Below are 17,287 nucleotides of genomic sequence, written 5' to 3'. Positions count from 1 at the left end.
TCCCACTTAAAATCTCTTGTGGAGTTGGTAAATCGCTGATTTTTTTGTATTTCCAATAAATGAAATTAAACGAATAAACAAAAAAATTGTAGAACTTGCACAAATAATAAACACGATGGCAATAATAAATTCAAGTAATGTAGATACGGGTGGCCTAATTATTAACAAGACTATAGCAAAAACTAATGATAGTGCTATAAGAGAATACATAGCTGTTGTTAGAATTCGTCTTGTTAGTTTGCCTCCGTTATTATAAATTTGATTATAGATTGTGTACTGCTCAAAAAAATGTATTTCAGCCTCAATATTATAATGAGTATTTATATATCTTGAGTATTTTGATAGTTCCCAAAATACCTCTCTTAATTTTTGAATATTTTGTTGCATACTGAAAGAAAGAAAAATAGCTATTAAGCCAACCAGGGTAGCGATCGTCGTAACCACTCCAAAAGCTATAGTTAAAAGGTTGCTCAAATTTTCTATTTGCATTTTCACCACTCCTTTAGAACATAACTTTACTGTCACTTTGACTTGCGCCAATTTCATATAACGTTGTTGTATTCACGACGCCCCACCACCTTAAAGGAACGAGGTGACTGGCCGCAGCGCGGTTGGGTGGTGGGAGTGTGTTCGCCTGAATCCACTTTCAGCTTTGCCTCATCGGGCGAACCGAGGGCCGAAGGGCCCGAAGCGTGAATATTTTGTTATCTGAAGGATCGGTCTGCTTGAACTACTATCAATAACTATTCAACCTTTACTTCAGCAATAAAGAAATTCTCTCCAGGTATTGAATCTCCAGCCATTCTTCTTATCATTGACAATTGACCAACATGTGTCATTGCATCTGATAGTGGTCCTTGAATCAGTTTTTCGATAATTCTATCTTTGTTTGGTATTCCATTTGATTTCATTAAATTGTCTAAGTTATGCAGCTCATTAAAAAATGTCTGTACTTCGTCATTCCAGTTTCCTGATTCTTTCTTAAGTTGTACTTGGTTATCAAAAACGGATTGGGCATATCTTATGACATCAGACATGTGTGCCAAAATTTCAATTGGAGTTCTTACACCGTTACCGAGCTCATAATTCGGGTAATTACTTGGAGCATTTAGAATTGCTTTTGAACATCGATACTTGAGAGACGAGAGGTAATGTCTTAAAAAGTAAATTTCATCCATTTTTTATTATCCCCTTTTCTAATTCTTCTCTTTTTAAAGGTCTATCGATCTTTCATATAACGTTCCTGTATTCACGACCCAACGAATGTTGAGTGTCCGGCGCATGCCGGACCCAGGGCGTATGCCCGCAGCGTGAATATTATGTTATAAGTTGTTGGCGTCTTCTTCGAGTTACTGAATTAAGATTTTTAATTTATCAAGGAAATTTTCACTGAACAATCCTGTTAGTGATCCTATAATAAAACCACCTAAAAAATCCTCAACGGTAATTGCTTTGGTAGTATTAGATTTCCTAGCTGTTACTAATGCAACTAACAGACCTAATAGTATACTTCCTGACATTGAACTCCAATTGATTTGAGTAAGACTATTGGATGATATTAAACTAAGTTTAATAAGATACCCACAAATTGATCCAAGCATACTTCCTGTAGGTACAGCAAATGCAGACGGATATATTTTTATTTTTTGAGTTATAGAACTATTAATAGCAGTACCATTTTCAGAAAGGGAATGTCAACGTTTCTCCAGCAGCTAAAGTAAATCCTTTGTTTAATTCGTTTGAACTTCCTAACTCACTTTGCAAATTTATTTTATCTATAATCCTTTTTAGCTTATCTTTATTTATTAAAAATGCTCTTTTAAGAAATCTATCCTCTTCTATTTTTCCCATCACATCATGTTCAATTCGTTCAACATCTTCCCAATCATCTATTTTCAAGGCTTCGATGGCCCACGTTGGTGTACTTTTAACAGTTTTCTTACCTGTGAGATATCCAAACATCCCGGCATATATATCTATTACTTGTACGAATAATAAAACAAATTTTTGAAATGTATTCAAAGAGTTTAGTTGATTTCTTTCATATGCACTATCAATCTGTTTTTGCATTTCATTAATTATTTTATTTTTCTTTTCCTCTAGCTCAGACAATTCCACATTTTCAATTTCATTTAATGAAGTTAATTGTTGACCAATCGTATGTGTAGGAAAAACATCTAATTGATGAATGTCCTTACCTGATATGTTTGTTACATTTACGGAAATAGTGTATTGTGTACTGCCTACAATCTGTTCATCTGCTACAATATCTATTTTGAGTTTTTTGTTTTTCATGTAAAGCCCCCATAAACTCTTTAAATTTCTGTCTGCGTCAATTTCTTATAACGTTCGCGCATTCCTGACGTTCAAGCAGCTTAAGCGACCAACGGGAACGGGGCATCAAACTTAGCTGGTTGAATGTGTCGCATGAATCTACTTCTCCGATATCCCTCTTGGCGACCAGGGAGCGTCAGCGACAATGCAGGAATGTAATGTTATACGCAGTTACTGCCAACTTGGTATACTCCTAAAATTTATTTTGATATGTTTTATAAGCCTTTTCAATATTTCTTATAACATATTTGCTACCTGCAAATGCCTTCATAATGTTTAACATGTAAAGACAGCGGAGATAAAAAGCAAATCCCTTATACTCATTAAATTTAATTTCGACTATATCTTTGTTTGTTATTTCATGGGAACTAGACCATGTGGCTACCATTTTGGGTTCAGTTACTCTCTCAAGTCTTAATGTGAAATATATATCGAATTTCCCTTCCTCACCTCTTGAATATAAATTTATCTCATCCCATTGTAATACAGTGATAACGGATTCAAGATTGGATACGAATGCAGAAACAAGATCAAAATACAAATCTAATTCATCAATTTCTGGAATTTTGTATTCATGTTCCATTTTATTCCTGATTTTATTCAACTTAGCTAATGAACTCGAATTAAATATTCCAATTGAACTAATTAACTCAAGTTTCTTTTCGAATTTCAAATTTCTTTTTTTAAAAATGTCTTGTAAAGAAAGAGTATATAAGAAAGTATCTGTTTGACAATCGACAGCGCGCTTTAAATTTGAAATACAATTTATTAGTGCTTCGGTTGTTCCTTCTTTCAACTGATTCTCAGCAAACTCTAAATAATCACGAGCATATAGATCATACATAGGTACATTAAAACCATATCCACTTGAAGCATCCTCCTCCAATTCTTCAAGATGATTAATAATAAAATTATACAATTCACTTATCTTCTCATTCTCTGTCATTCTGTGAGACTCCTTGTTGAGTTTGTATTTGCAGTAATTGCGTATAACGTTTCTGTATTCATGAACCCCAAAGGGGTTGTCTGCCGAAATGCCTCCCCGAAATCCATCCGCAGACCAAGGCTCCGAAGGAGCCACTGCTTGAATATTATGTTATACGACGGATTCACTTCTTGAATCTCCCTCATTATTGATTATCTTCAGGTAGATATTCAATCAAATCAGATAATTTACAGTTAAATGTATCGCAAAGCTTGAATAAAGTCTCCAGCTTTGTTGTTTCTATATTCGTTTCCCTATATAGCTTATTAATTGAATTCCGACTCAATCCCGATTTCGCCATCAATTCTGTTATATCATCTATTCGATGTTCTGCCATGAGTTCCCTTATATTGCACTTGATTACGGTCATCTTTTCCCCTCCATAATTCTATCTTATCTTCCATATCAGTAATCATCAACGAAAAGCAAAGATTTAACTCTACAAAGTCAAATATTCACCTTGCAATTAACTCTATAAGGTTATATAATAACTTTATAGAGTTAATTAAAGGAGGAACAACATATGATTAATGCATTAGAATCATTGACAGAGCCACTTATAAGAATACGTTTAGAATTACTCTTTGCTGAGCTTCTGGAGTACCATACGGAGTACAATCAGCTTTCTTCGGAGACAGATCGATACTTTAGAACGCTTCGCGAAGCGTTACCCGATCAACTTCAACATACGGTTTTTCTGTACGAAGATGCTCAAATTTCTCTCCAATCCATCTTAGAAAGAAGCATCTACATACAAGGTTTCAAAGACGCTCTACAACTCTTTAGTGAATTGAAAAACTCTAGCATATAGAGGATCATATGATCCTCTTTTTCTATTTCTATTACTTCTGACTCTGTCGTATAACGTTCCTGTATTCATGAACCCCGAAGGGGTTGTCTGCTGAAATGCTTCCCTGAAATCCTTCTCGCGGACCAAGGCTCCAAAGGAGCCGCTGCTTGAATACTATGTTATCGGATGTTCCTGTCTTCTTCGAATTAGCTTAATTACTTGGAGTTCTCTATTTTGTCTAATATGATTTTATTGGTATCTCTGACGATCCATATTTTCGATACCTCGTCATAAGTTGCAATATAATTAGGTAAACCAGATCCTGAAAAATGGTTTATTTCACTGGATAGCGATTGTTTGCTCTGTAGCAAAGACATAATATTATCTAGAGCTTCGCGCATTGCTTCATCCGATGATATTCCATTAAATTTAAAGTTGTAATGATCATCATTAATTTTCACTTCAATCCCAAATGTTATTTGCTTCTCCTCCATGCCATTTTTCGTTATCTTGTTACATTTTTTGTTTTTCACTTTTTTAAAAGTCCGTAATATTACAGTTTTTATGCTATCCCACGTTGCACTAGCAAGAATACCTGAAACCAACCCCATAGCTAATGGAGAACTAACTAAAAATGAAAAAACATTAGAAAATTCATCAATCGAAGCATTAATTTGCCCACTTTCATCTAACGCTATAAATTGAATTCCATTCTCATTCAAATCAGAGCTTATCAATAAAAGATCGCTTTCTTCTATAGGCCCCGACACGTAAAACAAACCTAATTTATATTCAGGTGTAACTGTTTCTTTCATATTGAGCCCTCCAAATAATATTAAATTACTTCACATGAATTTCCGATAACGTTCCTGTATTCACGACTCGACGCATGTCGAGTATCCGGCGAATGCCGGATCAAGGGCGTATGCCCGATGCGTGAATATTATGTTATAAGATGTCCCTGTCTACTGTGATTAAGCATAAGATAAATTCTTTATATATTTACTTATTATTGCAATTAATTGTTTTGAATCAAGATCAAATCGGTCATATTTATCTTTACTATTCAAGTTAAATATAGTTTTTGCTTCACAAATCGTCCTTTTCTTAGGAACAAAAACATAAACATTTTTAATTTCATTTGGTAATCCATCTTTATAAGAATACTGTACGTTTTGATCCTCAATACTGATACACGCTACAATATGCTTATCATTATCATGTATTAAGATTGCTTCATTTAAGTAAGAATACAAGAATTTCCAATTATAAATTTTCTCTTTGTAATTAAAATTAACGCTCTTGAAAAATCCATACTCTTCTTTTTCCTCAATGTTATTCACTTCTATAAGCTCATTATTTAAAACTACATCTATACGTTCATTTACTTCACTCAATACATACTCTTTACTAGCCATCCACACTTCTTGTATATAATTCTCGCTTTTTTCCAATATATTTTTAGTGGCTTCGATTAATTCATTTCCAAAATACCTCTTTATATCGATCAAATTCTCAATGTAAAACGTTAAAACTATTTCTAAAGCATTATTTATTTCAACAAGTATCTTGTACCATTCAAATACAGAAGCATAACCGAGATGAGTCAATGTATTTCTATATTCAGACATTTTTATTAAGGTATAATTATTGCGATCGTCTAATTTATCTCCGAAAATTTTCATCAATAACTTTATAGATTTGTTGTAGCCTATGGTTATATAAGGTGCGTCAGAAAATACACTATGATAAGCAAAATGCGCATGTTTTCGTTTTGAATCATATTGATCTCTTAATAGATTGCATAAATGAATATCATTTTCTATGTCTGTTTCAAAAACTAATAGTTCATTTATATCTAGTAGTATCGCTTTTGTTAATAACTCCAGAGAGTTATGTATAGCTATTACTGCAAACTTTAAGTTACCATAGTGTGCTACTGATATATCGAGACTATTTGGGTTATCCAGAAATTTATTATAGAAATTAAGACCAACCTCAAATGAATTAATTGCGTTTTCTTTGACATGAATCTCCATATAACTCTTCCTCGATTTTCGTTTTTTAGGGATTTCTTATAACGTCCCTGTATTCACGACCCAGCGTATGCTGGGTGTCCGGCATATGCCGGACCTAGGACAAATGTCCGTAGCGTGAATATTATGTTATGTGTTGCTTCCGACTTCTTCAAATTCTCTTGCTAAAATTCTTCAAATGTCATTGAAAGTAAAACAAAGATGATTTAAATTCTTTACAGGAATTTCAACGCTTTTGAATGATCCTTTATCTGTCTGTACTTCTTTAACCAAAGGATTTACTCCAACAAAGTAACATCTCACTTCTATTTTAGAGGCAATCAGAGTATCCAATTGTTCTCGAAACTTTTTTGCTTTATTAAAAGCATTTATTTCTTTTTCACTCAAATAAATACTAGCCTTAAGTGACTTCCCGTCAATAAATGGATGTTCATCAAAAACAATTTTAAAATTATTTCCATATTTTTTCATTTCTTTAATCTTTCCATAATAAATCAGGTCTTCTTCATCTCTAAAAAATCTGATATTCTTAAAAAAACTTTTAAATCTTTTTGTCTTGGACCCTATAGTTAATTTTTGAGATTCAATTAACTTTGAGTCGCCTTTTTCAAAACAATCAACTAAATTATCCAACAAACTAGTTCTAATGATTGACTTTTTATAACTACTATCATTCCCAACGTTACTACGAGAGACAGTAATTTTGTTTCCAACTTCTACCTCTTCCTCTATTATTGGAATCCCCGCTAGTTTTTCACTAAAGCCTTCTAACAAAAAAACAGAAGGAAATCGACTTATTTTTATTCCTACTTCGTTTGTTCTTTTTGATTCTTCAGTATTGACTCTATAATCTTCATCAGAAAATTTGCACTTTGAAGAATGCGCACTTGTCCTTTTTTTGGCAAAATGGGGCACTTGTTTATTCCCCTCATCACTATATATACATCGTGCATACAATTCTGCTTGACAATTAGCTGTTGTACATTTGTAATTCATTTTCTTCCTATAGTATTCGCTAGACTCATTAAAGTAGAGTTCTCTTGCAAAATACGGTGTAATGGCTTTACCTAATTCTACACAGAATGCTTTAGTAAACTTGTTGTTACTCATTAGACACCTCTTGGTTATCATTTAAATTCATCCTTGATAAAACTTTTTAGGAAGTTACACATAACGTTTCTGTATTCATGAACCCCGAAGGGGTTGTCTGCTGAAATGCCTCTCCGAAATCCTTCTCACAGACCCAGGCTCCAACGGAGCCGCTGCTTGAATATTATGTTATGTGTAGTTATCACTCCATTGATTGACACCCTAGTTTACGCCTTCCAACCCACCTCTTTATACAATCTTCTAATCTGTTTTATAAAACTATCATCTTCCCTTCCCTTATTTATAATCTCTTCATCGGTGGTTACAGCCCATCTAAAAATTTGTTCAATACTCCCGTAACTACGTTTAAATCCTTTGGCCAACTTCAGTATGTTTTCTTTAGTTGTCTGTTGTTAGTTCTTCAATTCCTTCATTAAGTAATTCAATTAATCTATCTTTATATTCTTTCTTTTTCATAGATTTCCCCTCCATGATCTTTTCAATAATTACACATAACGTCTTATTTACGAACTTCCGAAAGAATGCTCTCTTCGTCATATTCACGAACTTCGTGAATCCTGCACTTTTCTCCTTATTCCCGCACTTTCTGCGTTTCAATCCTCCAGCCCGCTCATCCGATCCAATGGACTTTGAATCCGCCCAATGTCCCGTCTGCTCACATGTGTATACCGCTCCGTCGTTCGCACACTCTGATGCCCTAGCAGTTCCTGAATATAGCGAAGATCAATCCCATTCTCCAGCAAGTGGTTCGCAAAGGAATGCCTTAGCGAATGGATACTCACCTGTTTGCGAATGCTCGCTTCAGCCAGCGCTTTTTCAAACACTTTCTGCGCTGAACGTTCCGTCAGGTGGCGGCCTTCCCTCTGCCCTAGAAACAGCCAGTCTGCTGGCTGCTCCACCCCTATATACTGCTCGACCACCGCAAAAGCCGCTTCGGATAGCAGCGTTTGCCGATCCTTCCTGCCCTTTCCCTGACGAACTTTCAGTACTTTCCGTTCACGGTCGCAGTCTTCAAGACGCAACCTCACCACTTCGCTTACCCGCAGCCCGGATGTATACGTCAGGTACAGAATAGCCTTATGCTTTAGATTTTTCACTGCTTTCAACAGACGCATAACCTCATTCAGGGACAGCACATCTGGCAGTTTACTCTCCTTTTTCGGACGAACATAGGCGGCGGATTTAGGCTGCTTTAGCACATGGCGAAAGTAAAATTTCAGCGCGCTGATCGCTTGGTTAACATAAGCGTGCGAAAGGCCTTTTTCGAGCAGCGCCAACGCATATTTTTGCACCGTCGCATCATTTATGCTTGCTTCGTTCCCTTGCAATCTTGCAAAAAAGCGTTCCGTTTGCGATATGTATGCTTTAATCGTCTTGCTGCTGTCCCCCCTTGCCTCCTTAGTATATCAGTCGTTCAAAAAATTGGAAATCTAATTTTACACAAAAAAAGGGACTTAAGATGGATATTCATCTTAAGTCCCTGATTCTTTCAGAGTGAATTATTGATCCATTAAGTCCAATTTTCATCATCATAAAGTGTCTTGCCTTTACTTGTCCAGTTCCTCCGTCACATCATCCCATAGCATCGCCGCCACCTACCATGTTACTCGACCTTGAACTGTTTTAATTCGTCTTGCAGCTTATTGGACAATTGATTCAATTGTTTGGATAGTTCAGCAACCTGTTCGAAGCTCTCCAATTGTTCCTGCGTGCTGGCGCTGACCTCTTCGGTTGAAGCGGAATTCTCTTCGGTGGTGGAAGATATGATCTCCAGCGCTTGCAAAATCTCATCTTTGTGCTTGTGGACTTTGGAGGTGTTGGTGCTGATCTGGATCATTCGTAATTTCAAATCTTCCAAATCCTTGTTAATGCTAAAGAACACTTGCTTCGTGTCCTCCACCGATCTCGCATTTTCTTCTGCAATTTTCAGACCGTGAACTGTGTGCTCAACCGATACGCTGGTTTTTTCTTCGATGACACGGACCTTCTTGTAGATTTCCTGTGTTGCTAGCGCTGTCTGCTCAGCCAGCTTGCGAACCTCCCCGGCAACGACAGCAAACCCTTTGCCCTGTTCTCCTGCACGCGCAGCTTCTATAGAAGCATTAAGCGCCAGCAGATTCGTCTGTGTTGCAATTTGGTTGACTGTATCCACGATCCCCGAAATCTCATGACGGCTCAGATCGATATCCTGAATAATAGCCGACATCGCTTGTGTGGAGTTATGATTTTCTTCCGCCCATTTGGAAAGCTGATCTACTACTGCAAGCCCTTGTCCGCTTTGTTCGGCAGAGGTTTGCACCATCGATTCAATGGCTTTCGTATCATTGGCAATCTCGTCAATTTGGCCGGATAAGGCTCCGGTTTTTTGTAAAATGTTATCCGTCTCGATGGACTGGTAGTTCGTCGCATTGGCAATTTCATTAATTGCTGTCGCCGTATCGTTCATCGTGATCGCGGTTCTGGAAGAAATGGATTGCAAATCATTTGAAGACTGATTCAAGACTTGAGCTGAGCCGCCCACCATTTGGAGCATGCCTTGAATTTTTTGAACCATATTGTAAATTCCTTGAGAAATTTGCCCGATTTCGTTGTTGGAATGCGTATCAAACTGAACGGTCAAATCCCCATTTTCAATCAGCTTGATTTTGGCAAGCAATTTCGGGATTGATCTCAACAGATAGCGGAGCGTTATATAACAAATTATAACCAGCAGGATGGTAGCTGCAGCAAAACCGCCAATCGTAATCCAGGTAAAGGTTCTTAGTTCTGAGAGTGCCTCTTGTTCAGAGATGGTTAAGCCTACGGACCACCCCGTATCTTTACTGGTTGCATACCCAATGTAACGACGCTCGCCATTATCATTAATCAACTGTACTCCAGACTCACCAGCAATCATTTTCTTACCGATCTCGCCGAGATCACCTGTGCTTTCGTTAATCTTTTCTTTCAGCACTTTATTTTGATCAGGGTGATACAAAATATCACCTGTTTTGGACGCAAGAATTGAATAGCCTGTGCTTCCAAGCGAATAGCTTTGCATAACAGCAGGGATGTCTTTGAAAGCAATATCGACAGCAGCAAATCCGATTAATTGGTTACCGCTATCCTTGATCGGATAGAAAATGCCCATGACCACATTCCCCGTATTGACGTCCTTATAGGGTTCTGAGTAGTATAAACCGTCTGCTTCAACAGCTGGCTTGAAGTATGGGCGTGTATTGATATCGAAATCCGGCTTGGAAACAGCACCATCATTTTGTAGAAAGAAGCCTTTACCAGCTATTCCCGCAATCCAAGCATCAGCAAATGATGGCTCTGCCTTTACAATCGCTGCCAGAGTCGCTTCGGTTTCCGCAGCGTGTGGGGAAGTTTTTACCGTTTCAGCTGATTCGGTGGTCTCTATATACTGCCGAAAAAGATTATTTGTTGCCATTTGTTTGACAAGTGAGCCCTTTTCCTTAAATAACGCATCAAATTGACTGACGGTGGCCTGCGTCTTGGTCTGGAGCATGGCCTCTTGCTGCTTGACAAGCATGCTTTGCGTGCTAGCATACATGAACGTCCCCAAGGTTGCAAAGACGACAACGATAATGACTAACAAGACCATGGCCAACGTGTTGGCGATGCTGGATGATCTGAATACGCGCTTCTTCATATTTTGTGACATGCTGCCATCTCCCCGAGGAATATTGAGCGAAAAGCTCTTAGATAATATGTCGGAAGTTTGCAGCTGTTTTAATAGGTTTTTAGTATACACAATTTAAAGTTTTGCTATCTGATTCCTCATAGATTTCCTCCCAACCTGTTCAGTAACTCCAGCAAAAGATTAGGGCAGCATAAAGAGCCTCCGTCAGACGTAGGCTCTTTACTAAAAGCTATATATGAGAACGCAGAATTTTGCGGATTTAGAGCGTTTCAGCGATCCGTAAGCTCAACCCTCATTCTCCGTCGTTAACCCAACTGCATCGTTGTGATACACGTATCGTTTTTCTCATATGTAGAGAATTCCGTTTCAGCCGTTTTACCTTCATGATTCACGCTAATACGATATGTTTTATCCCTCGGCAGCCATAGATCAATAAAACCATTGGGTTGTGATTTCATGGCAGCATTCTCCATGATGACATTCCCTTCGGAGTCGTGAACGGTCACATTAAACTTTCCATTTTTTATTTCGCCTTGGCAGCCGGTTAGACTATGAGTAGCACAAGGGTGGGTCTCTTCTACATATGGCGCTATCGAAACAAAAAACTCGTTGTCAGGCAAATCATAAGTTATAGGTTGGGTGTTGTCTCCATTAACAATTAACTGACTGGAATTAATGGAAGCGGATTGACCTGTTGCCTTGCCTGCGCTGAAATCATGCACCAATTGCTTGATATCGGTTGTCCCAAGCTTGTCCGCTCCTTCTTTCTGCATATTTCCTGCAATCAGGTATGTGCCCAATGCCGCAACAACCAACCCTGAAGCGACCAAGATTCCTTTTTTCATCTGGAGTTCATCTCCTTGTCCGTTTTAAATCATTATAAGGGAGAATGCACCGTAACGGACAAAATACGGCACTGAAGTCACCAGATATTCACATCTTTGCTTGTTTATTCAGACGTATCTGCGTTACATTAGATGATCACCAAAGAGGGGCAAGGGAATATGAGCAACTCTACTGTCTCAACGAACAAACACCCCACCACTCCTATGGAGCCATGGGGCACAATTCTTTTTAACGATCCCGGTTCACAATATAATTCATTAAGTGCTTCAGAAAAGCGATATTGCGGGGCACCTCTTTTAATGCTTCCATGGCAAGGCAGTAGTGCTCCCACATTTCTTTACTGGCACCTTCGTAACCAAGGATGGACACGAAATTCGAGTTATTGTTATCCGAATCCTGGCCCACAGGTTTTCCAAGTAAGAGCGTATCTCCTTCCACATCAAGCAAATCATCTTTGATCTGGAAAGCAATCCCCATATGATAGGCGAATTTCTGCAAAGCAGCAATCTCCAGCTCCTCGGCCTGTGCGAGCATGGCTGGCATAACGAGACAAGCCTCGAACGCCACTCCTGTTTTGTAAAAGCACATCATATTCAGCTGTTCCAAGGTCAAAGCCTTTCCTTTGGAATCCAGATCCATCGCCTGCCCCATACACATATCCTCTGCCTTACGAGCCGAGTATTGGATCAAGGCAAGCACAGTCTCAGCATTGAACTGGTTCAGTGACGATTGCTCCCCGATGGCCTTCTGGATCAGATATAGTCCAGTTAATTCCGCAGTAGCGCTATTGTGCACCTGATGTAATGTCTGACGTCCTCTACGGGTAGACGCGTTATCCTGGGAAGGCAAATCATCAAAAATCAGGGAGGCTGTATGCATATATTCCAATGATCTCAGAAGGGGCACGATTGCCGATGCGTCTAAGCCATATTCGTTCACACCCATGACCCAGGTCAATATAGGACGTATCCTTTTCCCATCCCCCTCAAGACTATAATTGGCAGCATCAATAAGCTGTTCTTTCATGGCCTCGATCCCAGAAGGCTTGGTAATTTTCAATTGGTTGTTAATCTGGTCACGGACGGTTTTGACCGTATTCATAAAGTCTTCTTTTTCCCTCGAATCGTTCTTCAAATGGGTAATCATCTGGTCCCGAAGCAGCTTATCCAAAAAATCTACATCCTCTGCTTTGCCCACCATCTTCTGGATGAGACGATTAAATTCCGGATTTCCGGATGCAAAAATCCCCATTATTTCATTGTACTTTTCTACACCTACCCGTTCTTTATAACGTTTGAGTCCATTTATTGCACGGTCCAGTATCACCTCGCGAGCCATAGCATCCGAGGCATATACGTTATGGATCAAATTCGAAATGACCGCCCAGTATAGTTCGAAGGGATTGATCAAATCCGATCTTTGATGATGATATTTTAAATAATAGGTATAGGGTGTTACCGCACCGTCTCTCATATCGTCGGCCATATCTGCAAAATCATCAGCAAGCTGGTTATAGATACCATAATAGAATGTTCGTTGCTCAAACCCTTCATCCTCAGGAGCACTAATCACGGAACGGACAATCAAGCGAGAAGAAGCAGATTTTAAAATAACGGGTATATAAAGCTCTTCATTGGTGTAATTAGCTCGTGTTAGATCCTTATCCCGGTCGATATCTTGAGAATGAAAGAAAACATAGGACTGCTCGAAAAAGGTTTGCTGTGTGTCTGGCCGCTGATGTGCCTTAATATACTCAAAAGCATCCGAGAGCTCCGAATGGATATAGCGAATGAACTTCATATGATCGCCGGTCCAGTCGCCCAGCTCTGGCACAGATCCGGTAAGAAGCGCGTTACGTATCATATGGGAGTATTGCTCTTTCTCCTGAACGGTCAACAGCTGAGAATCGAGAAGATCATCAATAAAAGGATAGGTCAACCCATAGGAATACCCAAGCCTAATCGCTTCATCCAGTCTGCGCGAACGCTCAACAGGTGGCACGGCTTCGCCCAATTCTTCCATCACATGCAGAATAACCCCAATGATGATTTTAATCAGTTTGCGCTGGGCATGCTCTGCATCCATTTCCTCAGGAATATGAGAAGATACAGAGTTAAGCTTGTTAATTAGCCAGATTACAGTAGTTTCGATCCCTTCCTTTTGAGACCACCGATACACCCCCGCTAAATTCATAAACTCCGGTTGATCTCTCCTGTTAGCATGGGTGGGTTGAAGCAAATATCTTTTTACGTCAGCAATGACGCGCTGAATCCGGGTCTGTGTGTCGGCTGAATCTAGAGCCTTGCCTAGATCCCTCATGTAAATATAAGAGACACTCCGCTTCAGATAATCATCCAGTTTCCTTGTGTAACTCAGCCATTGAATATATCTGTAGTAATCCCGGGTATCCGGCTTTCTCTTATTCCGCGAAAAGAAGGATAACCATGAAGAAGAATGGATATGATTCCTTTTCCATATATGGATATCTTCTGTAAGAGAGGTCACATAAGTTTTATCCTTGACCTGATTAGAGAGTGATGCAAAATACTGAAGCGCCTTCTGTTCAGCCAGCTGATATCCTGTATCGGCTTGAAAATTTTTATTCATATGATGCATTACCTCAACTTCTCATTTTGTTAAACATGGTTGCATTTCTCCCTGAGGGAACGAATTTGGATCATGTTTTTATCTTTATACGGAATAAAGTCTGTGAAGTTACGAATAGATTATATCCTTCTATATATATGCTACAATTTCAGAGTAGAACGAACATATTGATAAGGAGGCATAACGTTGAGTATTAGTCTAGTTAAAGGGCAGAAGGTAGACCTAACCAAAAATAATCCACACTTATCCGTGCTAAAAGTAGGGCTTGGATGGGACCCTATGAAGGGTAGAAGCATGGATATTGATGCGTCAGCGCTGCTTCTTAATGAGAACGGCAAGCTGACCCAGACGAAAAATCTAGTATATTTCGGAAACAAAAATAGCCCTTGTGGGGCCGTCGTACATAGTGGTGACAACTTGACAGGACATGGTGACGGTGATGATGAAGTCATTACTGTATCCCTTCAACAACTACCAACTGAAGTGCATAGAGTCGTATTTATTGTGAATATATTCCGCTTTTTCAGCTTTGGTAGACGTAAGGATTTCAGTATGGTGAACAATGCTTATATTCGAGTATTGGATGCGTCCCAAGATGAAGAGATTCTCCGATACAACTTGACAGAGAACTATAAAGGGATGTGTAGTATCCGTGTAGGTGAAGTATACCGCTATGGAGGGGAGTGGAAATTCGGTGCTATTGGAGAAGGAAGCACCATTACCTCCCTGAATGAACTTGTCAAAACGTATGAATAAGCATTACGTCCTTTGGTGTTAAAGAAAAACCCACGTCTGACGTGGGTTTTTATGCTAACTCTTCAACAGCCACCTGATACAGCAGAGAACCTTCACGGAGCAGCAGGCGGTCTTTTCGGAAATCCTGTTCGTGCGGCTGAAGGAACTCTTGCTCGTCATTTAAAAAACGAATGTATTGTCCTTTGCTTAAGCTGCCTGGCTTCACATTCTTTTTCAAGACATATTGTCCGTTCTTTCCATACCCGCCGTCGAACAAAAAGTGATACCCATCTGTAGCCACCCCTGAACAGCCGGAAATCCTCGGATTCATAAACGTAATCTTCGTACGATCGCTACCGGAAATGCACCCTAATGAAAAATCTGAATAGTAATAAAACCAGATTTCCTGTTCGCTGACTACGTTTAAAGCATAGCAATCATAAATGTCTGCCGCTTGGTTTTCATATATTTTGTCTCCCTCTTTATTCCAGGCGACAAGGCCGGAGGACCCCACAGGCTCATTCCAACCATAATTCCCGAATATACCTTCATCAAAATAACTGGTCCAGATCGTACCTTCTTCTGTAACCTGAACACTCTGGATACCGTCTCCAAGCAGTAGTTCATTCACAGTACGGCCTTCATAATCAATAATTTTACCATTTAAATCATATTGGCCGGGTCCATAATAATGACATCGCGCTCCGACGAGCAGTAGATGATGATGTAGAGGCTGTACATAATGATAGTTAAACTGCTGTCCCTCCATATACACTTCTTCAATATGATCGTCTAGAATGAGTATCTTGTAAGTACGTCTCTCTTTAAGAGAGGCAGGCGGGAACATCCCCCGCACTCGTTCCGGGACTTTATCAATTAGCAAAATATACACGCGCCCATCAGGGCCAAATTGGGTTGAAACAATCTCAAACCCTTTAGTATAGTTGGAAATATCGACAAATGAATGAAGCTGTTTATTTAGATGTGACAATGTAGTTCCTCCTCTAAAAGATCAGTAAAGTGAAGTATGATTTGTACTGGACTTCATTTTGTCATAACGACATGTAACTGAGGAGGGCGGAAGTATGGCGATATGGATAGTTATCCCAAGAGATGAGTCATCGGCAAAAATATTGGGAACAAAAAAAGCCGGGTTCTGCTCATAATAAAAGCAACCCAGCTTGATCTTTATAGATGTCCCTCTTAAAGGGTCTGGTCCTTGTCGGCCTTCTGCCACAAAGCCTCCGTCAGCTCATCAATAGTCTCCTTCATCGCCAGCTTCTCGAGCCAGTGACTCGGGATACCGCTTTGCCCGTAATAAGCTCCTGCAATTTGCCCATACACCGCCCCGGTCGTATCGGCGTCATCCCCCAGATTTACGGCCAGCAGTGCCCCCTCTTCAAACGAAGTCGAATGGTGAAATGCCCACAGCGCAGCCTCAAGGGAACGAATGACATAGCCGGTTCCCTGTATTTCGGGCGGCTCCTTATCCTTGTAAGATCCCTGAATGATTTCTTCAATGGCTGCCGAATAAGCTGGCTGTTCCTGCCGCCGCCACTTATAGCAGATGTCGGCTGATAACATGGATTCTTTGTCCGCTCCCCGCAGACCTGCCACAAGGATTGAAGCAAGCACAGCACAGGCCTCCACACTTTCGACTGCTCCATGGGTGGTTCGCGAGCTCAGCTCGGCGTACATCACTGCCTCTTCCGGACGGTTCGCATAGGCCATGGCAACAGGTGCAAGCCTCATAATCGAGCCATTACCGGCAGTCATGGGGTCAACGGACCCACTGTACGGCTCTCCAGTGGCCTCGAAGCGATGCAATGCTGCTCTCGTCGCACCGCCGATATCAAAGCACGTTCCCGTGCTGCTCATATATCCCAGGTGATACCAATTGGTGTAGCGACGCATTTGGTCCGCTGGATCAAAGCTATCTTTTTGCACCATACTCTCGGCTAAACAAAGTGCCATAGACGTATCGTCGGTCCACTGCCCCGCCTTCAACCCAAATACACCGCCGCCCACGATATCCGTTACAGGTTCAAATGTACCTGGACTGCTGAATTCCACAGTGGTTCCCAAAGCATCACCCACGGCCAGTCCAGCGAGACTTCCATAAAAACGATCCTTGATCAGTGCCATTTTGATCTAAGCTCCTTTATAATTGTTATAGCTAATGCATATATTTCCATATC

At 39.8% G+C, this 17,287-nt stretch carries 16 protein-coding genes; 2 read left to right on the top strand and 14 right to left on the bottom strand.

Going from position 1 to position 17,287, the window contains the following annotated elements:
* Nucleotides 1-6: 6 nt before the first annotated feature.
* The 5 genes from KSP24_RS01470 to KSP24_RS01450 form a co-directional block, all read right to left on the bottom strand.
* Nucleotides 7-489, bottom strand: coding sequence for a hypothetical protein (locus tag KSP24_RS01470; protein ID WP_216974300.1), 483 nt, complete (start codon nt 487-489; stop codon nt 7-9).
* A 254-nt stretch (nt 490-743) separates the two neighbouring features.
* A complete protein-coding gene (locus KSP24_RS01465) occupies nt 744-1,178 on the bottom strand; it encodes a hypothetical protein (RefSeq protein WP_044788082.1) in 435 nt (144 codons plus the stop codon).
* Nucleotides 1,179-1,680: 502 nt separating this feature from the next.
* Entirely contained in the window at nt 1,681-2,295 is a 615-nt protein-coding gene (locus KSP24_RS01460) for a hypothetical protein (RefSeq protein WP_216974299.1), read from the bottom strand.
* A gap of 232 nt (nt 2,296-2,527) precedes the next feature.
* Complete coding sequence (locus KSP24_RS01455; RefSeq protein WP_216974298.1) at nt 2,528-3,280, bottom strand: hypothetical protein; 753 nt, start codon at nt 3,278-3,280, stop codon at nt 2,528-2,530.
* A gap of 184 nt (nt 3,281-3,464) precedes the next feature.
* Nucleotides 3,465-3,689 (bottom strand): helix-turn-helix domain-containing protein, encoded by a 225-nt coding sequence (locus tag KSP24_RS01450; RefSeq protein WP_216974297.1) that lies wholly within the window; start codon nt 3,687-3,689, stop codon nt 3,465-3,467.
* A gap of 153 nt (nt 3,690-3,842) precedes the next feature.
* Here KSP24_RS01450 and KSP24_RS01445 point away from each other — a divergent pair, with 153 nt between their 5' ends.
* Nucleotides 3,843-4,130 (top strand): DUF6809 family protein, encoded by a 288-nt coding sequence (locus KSP24_RS01445; protein ID WP_149033809.1) that lies wholly within the window; start codon nt 3,843-3,845, stop codon nt 4,128-4,130.
* A gap of 194 nt (nt 4,131-4,324) precedes the next feature.
* Here the strand turns inward: KSP24_RS01445 and KSP24_RS01440 are convergent, their stop codons facing one another.
* The 7 genes from KSP24_RS01440 to KSP24_RS01405 form a co-directional block, all read right to left on the bottom strand.
* Nucleotides 4,325-4,924: a hypothetical protein gene (locus KSP24_RS01440; protein ID WP_216974296.1), complete on the bottom strand. Its 600-nt coding sequence runs from the start codon at nt 4,922-4,924 to the stop codon at nt 4,325-4,327.
* A gap of 159 nt (nt 4,925-5,083) precedes the next feature.
* A complete protein-coding gene (locus KSP24_RS01435) occupies nt 5,084-6,148 on the bottom strand; it encodes a hypothetical protein (protein ID WP_216974295.1) in 1,065 nt (354 codons plus the stop codon).
* Nucleotides 6,149-6,319: 171 nt separating this feature from the next.
* Nucleotides 6,320-7,255 (bottom strand): hypothetical protein, encoded by a 936-nt coding sequence (locus KSP24_RS01430; RefSeq protein WP_216974294.1) that lies wholly within the window; start codon nt 7,253-7,255, stop codon nt 6,320-6,322.
* A gap of 593 nt (nt 7,256-7,848) precedes the next feature.
* Nucleotides 7,849-8,613, bottom strand: coding sequence for a tyrosine-type recombinase/integrase (locus KSP24_RS01425; RefSeq protein ID WP_367949279.1), 765 nt, complete (start codon nt 8,611-8,613; stop codon nt 7,849-7,851).
* Nucleotides 8,614-8,858: 245 nt separating this feature from the next.
* Complete coding sequence (locus KSP24_RS01415) at nt 8,859-10,922, bottom strand: methyl-accepting chemotaxis protein (protein ID WP_216974293.1); 2,064 nt, start codon at nt 10,920-10,922, stop codon at nt 8,859-8,861.
* A 284-nt stretch (nt 10,923-11,206) separates the two neighbouring features.
* Entirely contained in the window at nt 11,207-11,746 is a 540-nt protein-coding gene (locus tag KSP24_RS01410; RefSeq protein WP_064962023.1) for a CueP family metal-binding protein, read from the bottom strand.
* Between the two features lie 229 nt (nt 11,747-11,975).
* Entirely contained in the window at nt 11,976-14,363 is a 2,388-nt protein-coding gene (locus KSP24_RS01405) for a polyprenyl synthetase family protein (RefSeq protein ID WP_216974292.1), read from the bottom strand.
* A gap of 177 nt (nt 14,364-14,540) precedes the next feature.
* Here KSP24_RS01405 and KSP24_RS01400 point away from each other — a divergent pair, with 177 nt between their 5' ends.
* Nucleotides 14,541-15,110, top strand: coding sequence for a TerD family protein (locus KSP24_RS01400; protein WP_216974291.1), 570 nt, complete (start codon nt 14,541-14,543; stop codon nt 15,108-15,110).
* A gap of 49 nt (nt 15,111-15,159) precedes the next feature.
* Here KSP24_RS01400 and KSP24_RS01395 read toward each other — a convergent pair whose 3' ends face one another.
* Together KSP24_RS01395 and KSP24_RS01390 are read right to left on the bottom strand one after the other, a co-directional pair.
* A complete protein-coding gene (locus KSP24_RS01395) occupies nt 15,160-16,080 on the bottom strand; it encodes a hypothetical protein (protein WP_216974290.1) in 921 nt (306 codons plus the stop codon).
* Between the two features lie 212 nt (nt 16,081-16,292).
* Nucleotides 16,293-17,234, bottom strand: coding sequence for an ADP-ribosylglycohydrolase family protein (locus tag KSP24_RS01390; protein ID WP_216974289.1), 942 nt, complete (start codon nt 17,232-17,234; stop codon nt 16,293-16,295).
* Nucleotides 17,235-17,287 lie beyond the last annotated feature (53 nt).

Origin of the sequence: Paenibacillus sp. AK121 (assembly GCF_019042715.1) — a bacterium.
In the GTDB taxonomy this organism is placed as follows: Bacteria; Bacillota; Bacilli; order Paenibacillales; family Paenibacillaceae; genus Paenibacillus; species Paenibacillus polymyxa_C.
The sequence above is the reverse complement of the archived record's forward strand: the minus strand, read 5'-3'. Positions and strand labels throughout refer to the sequence as shown.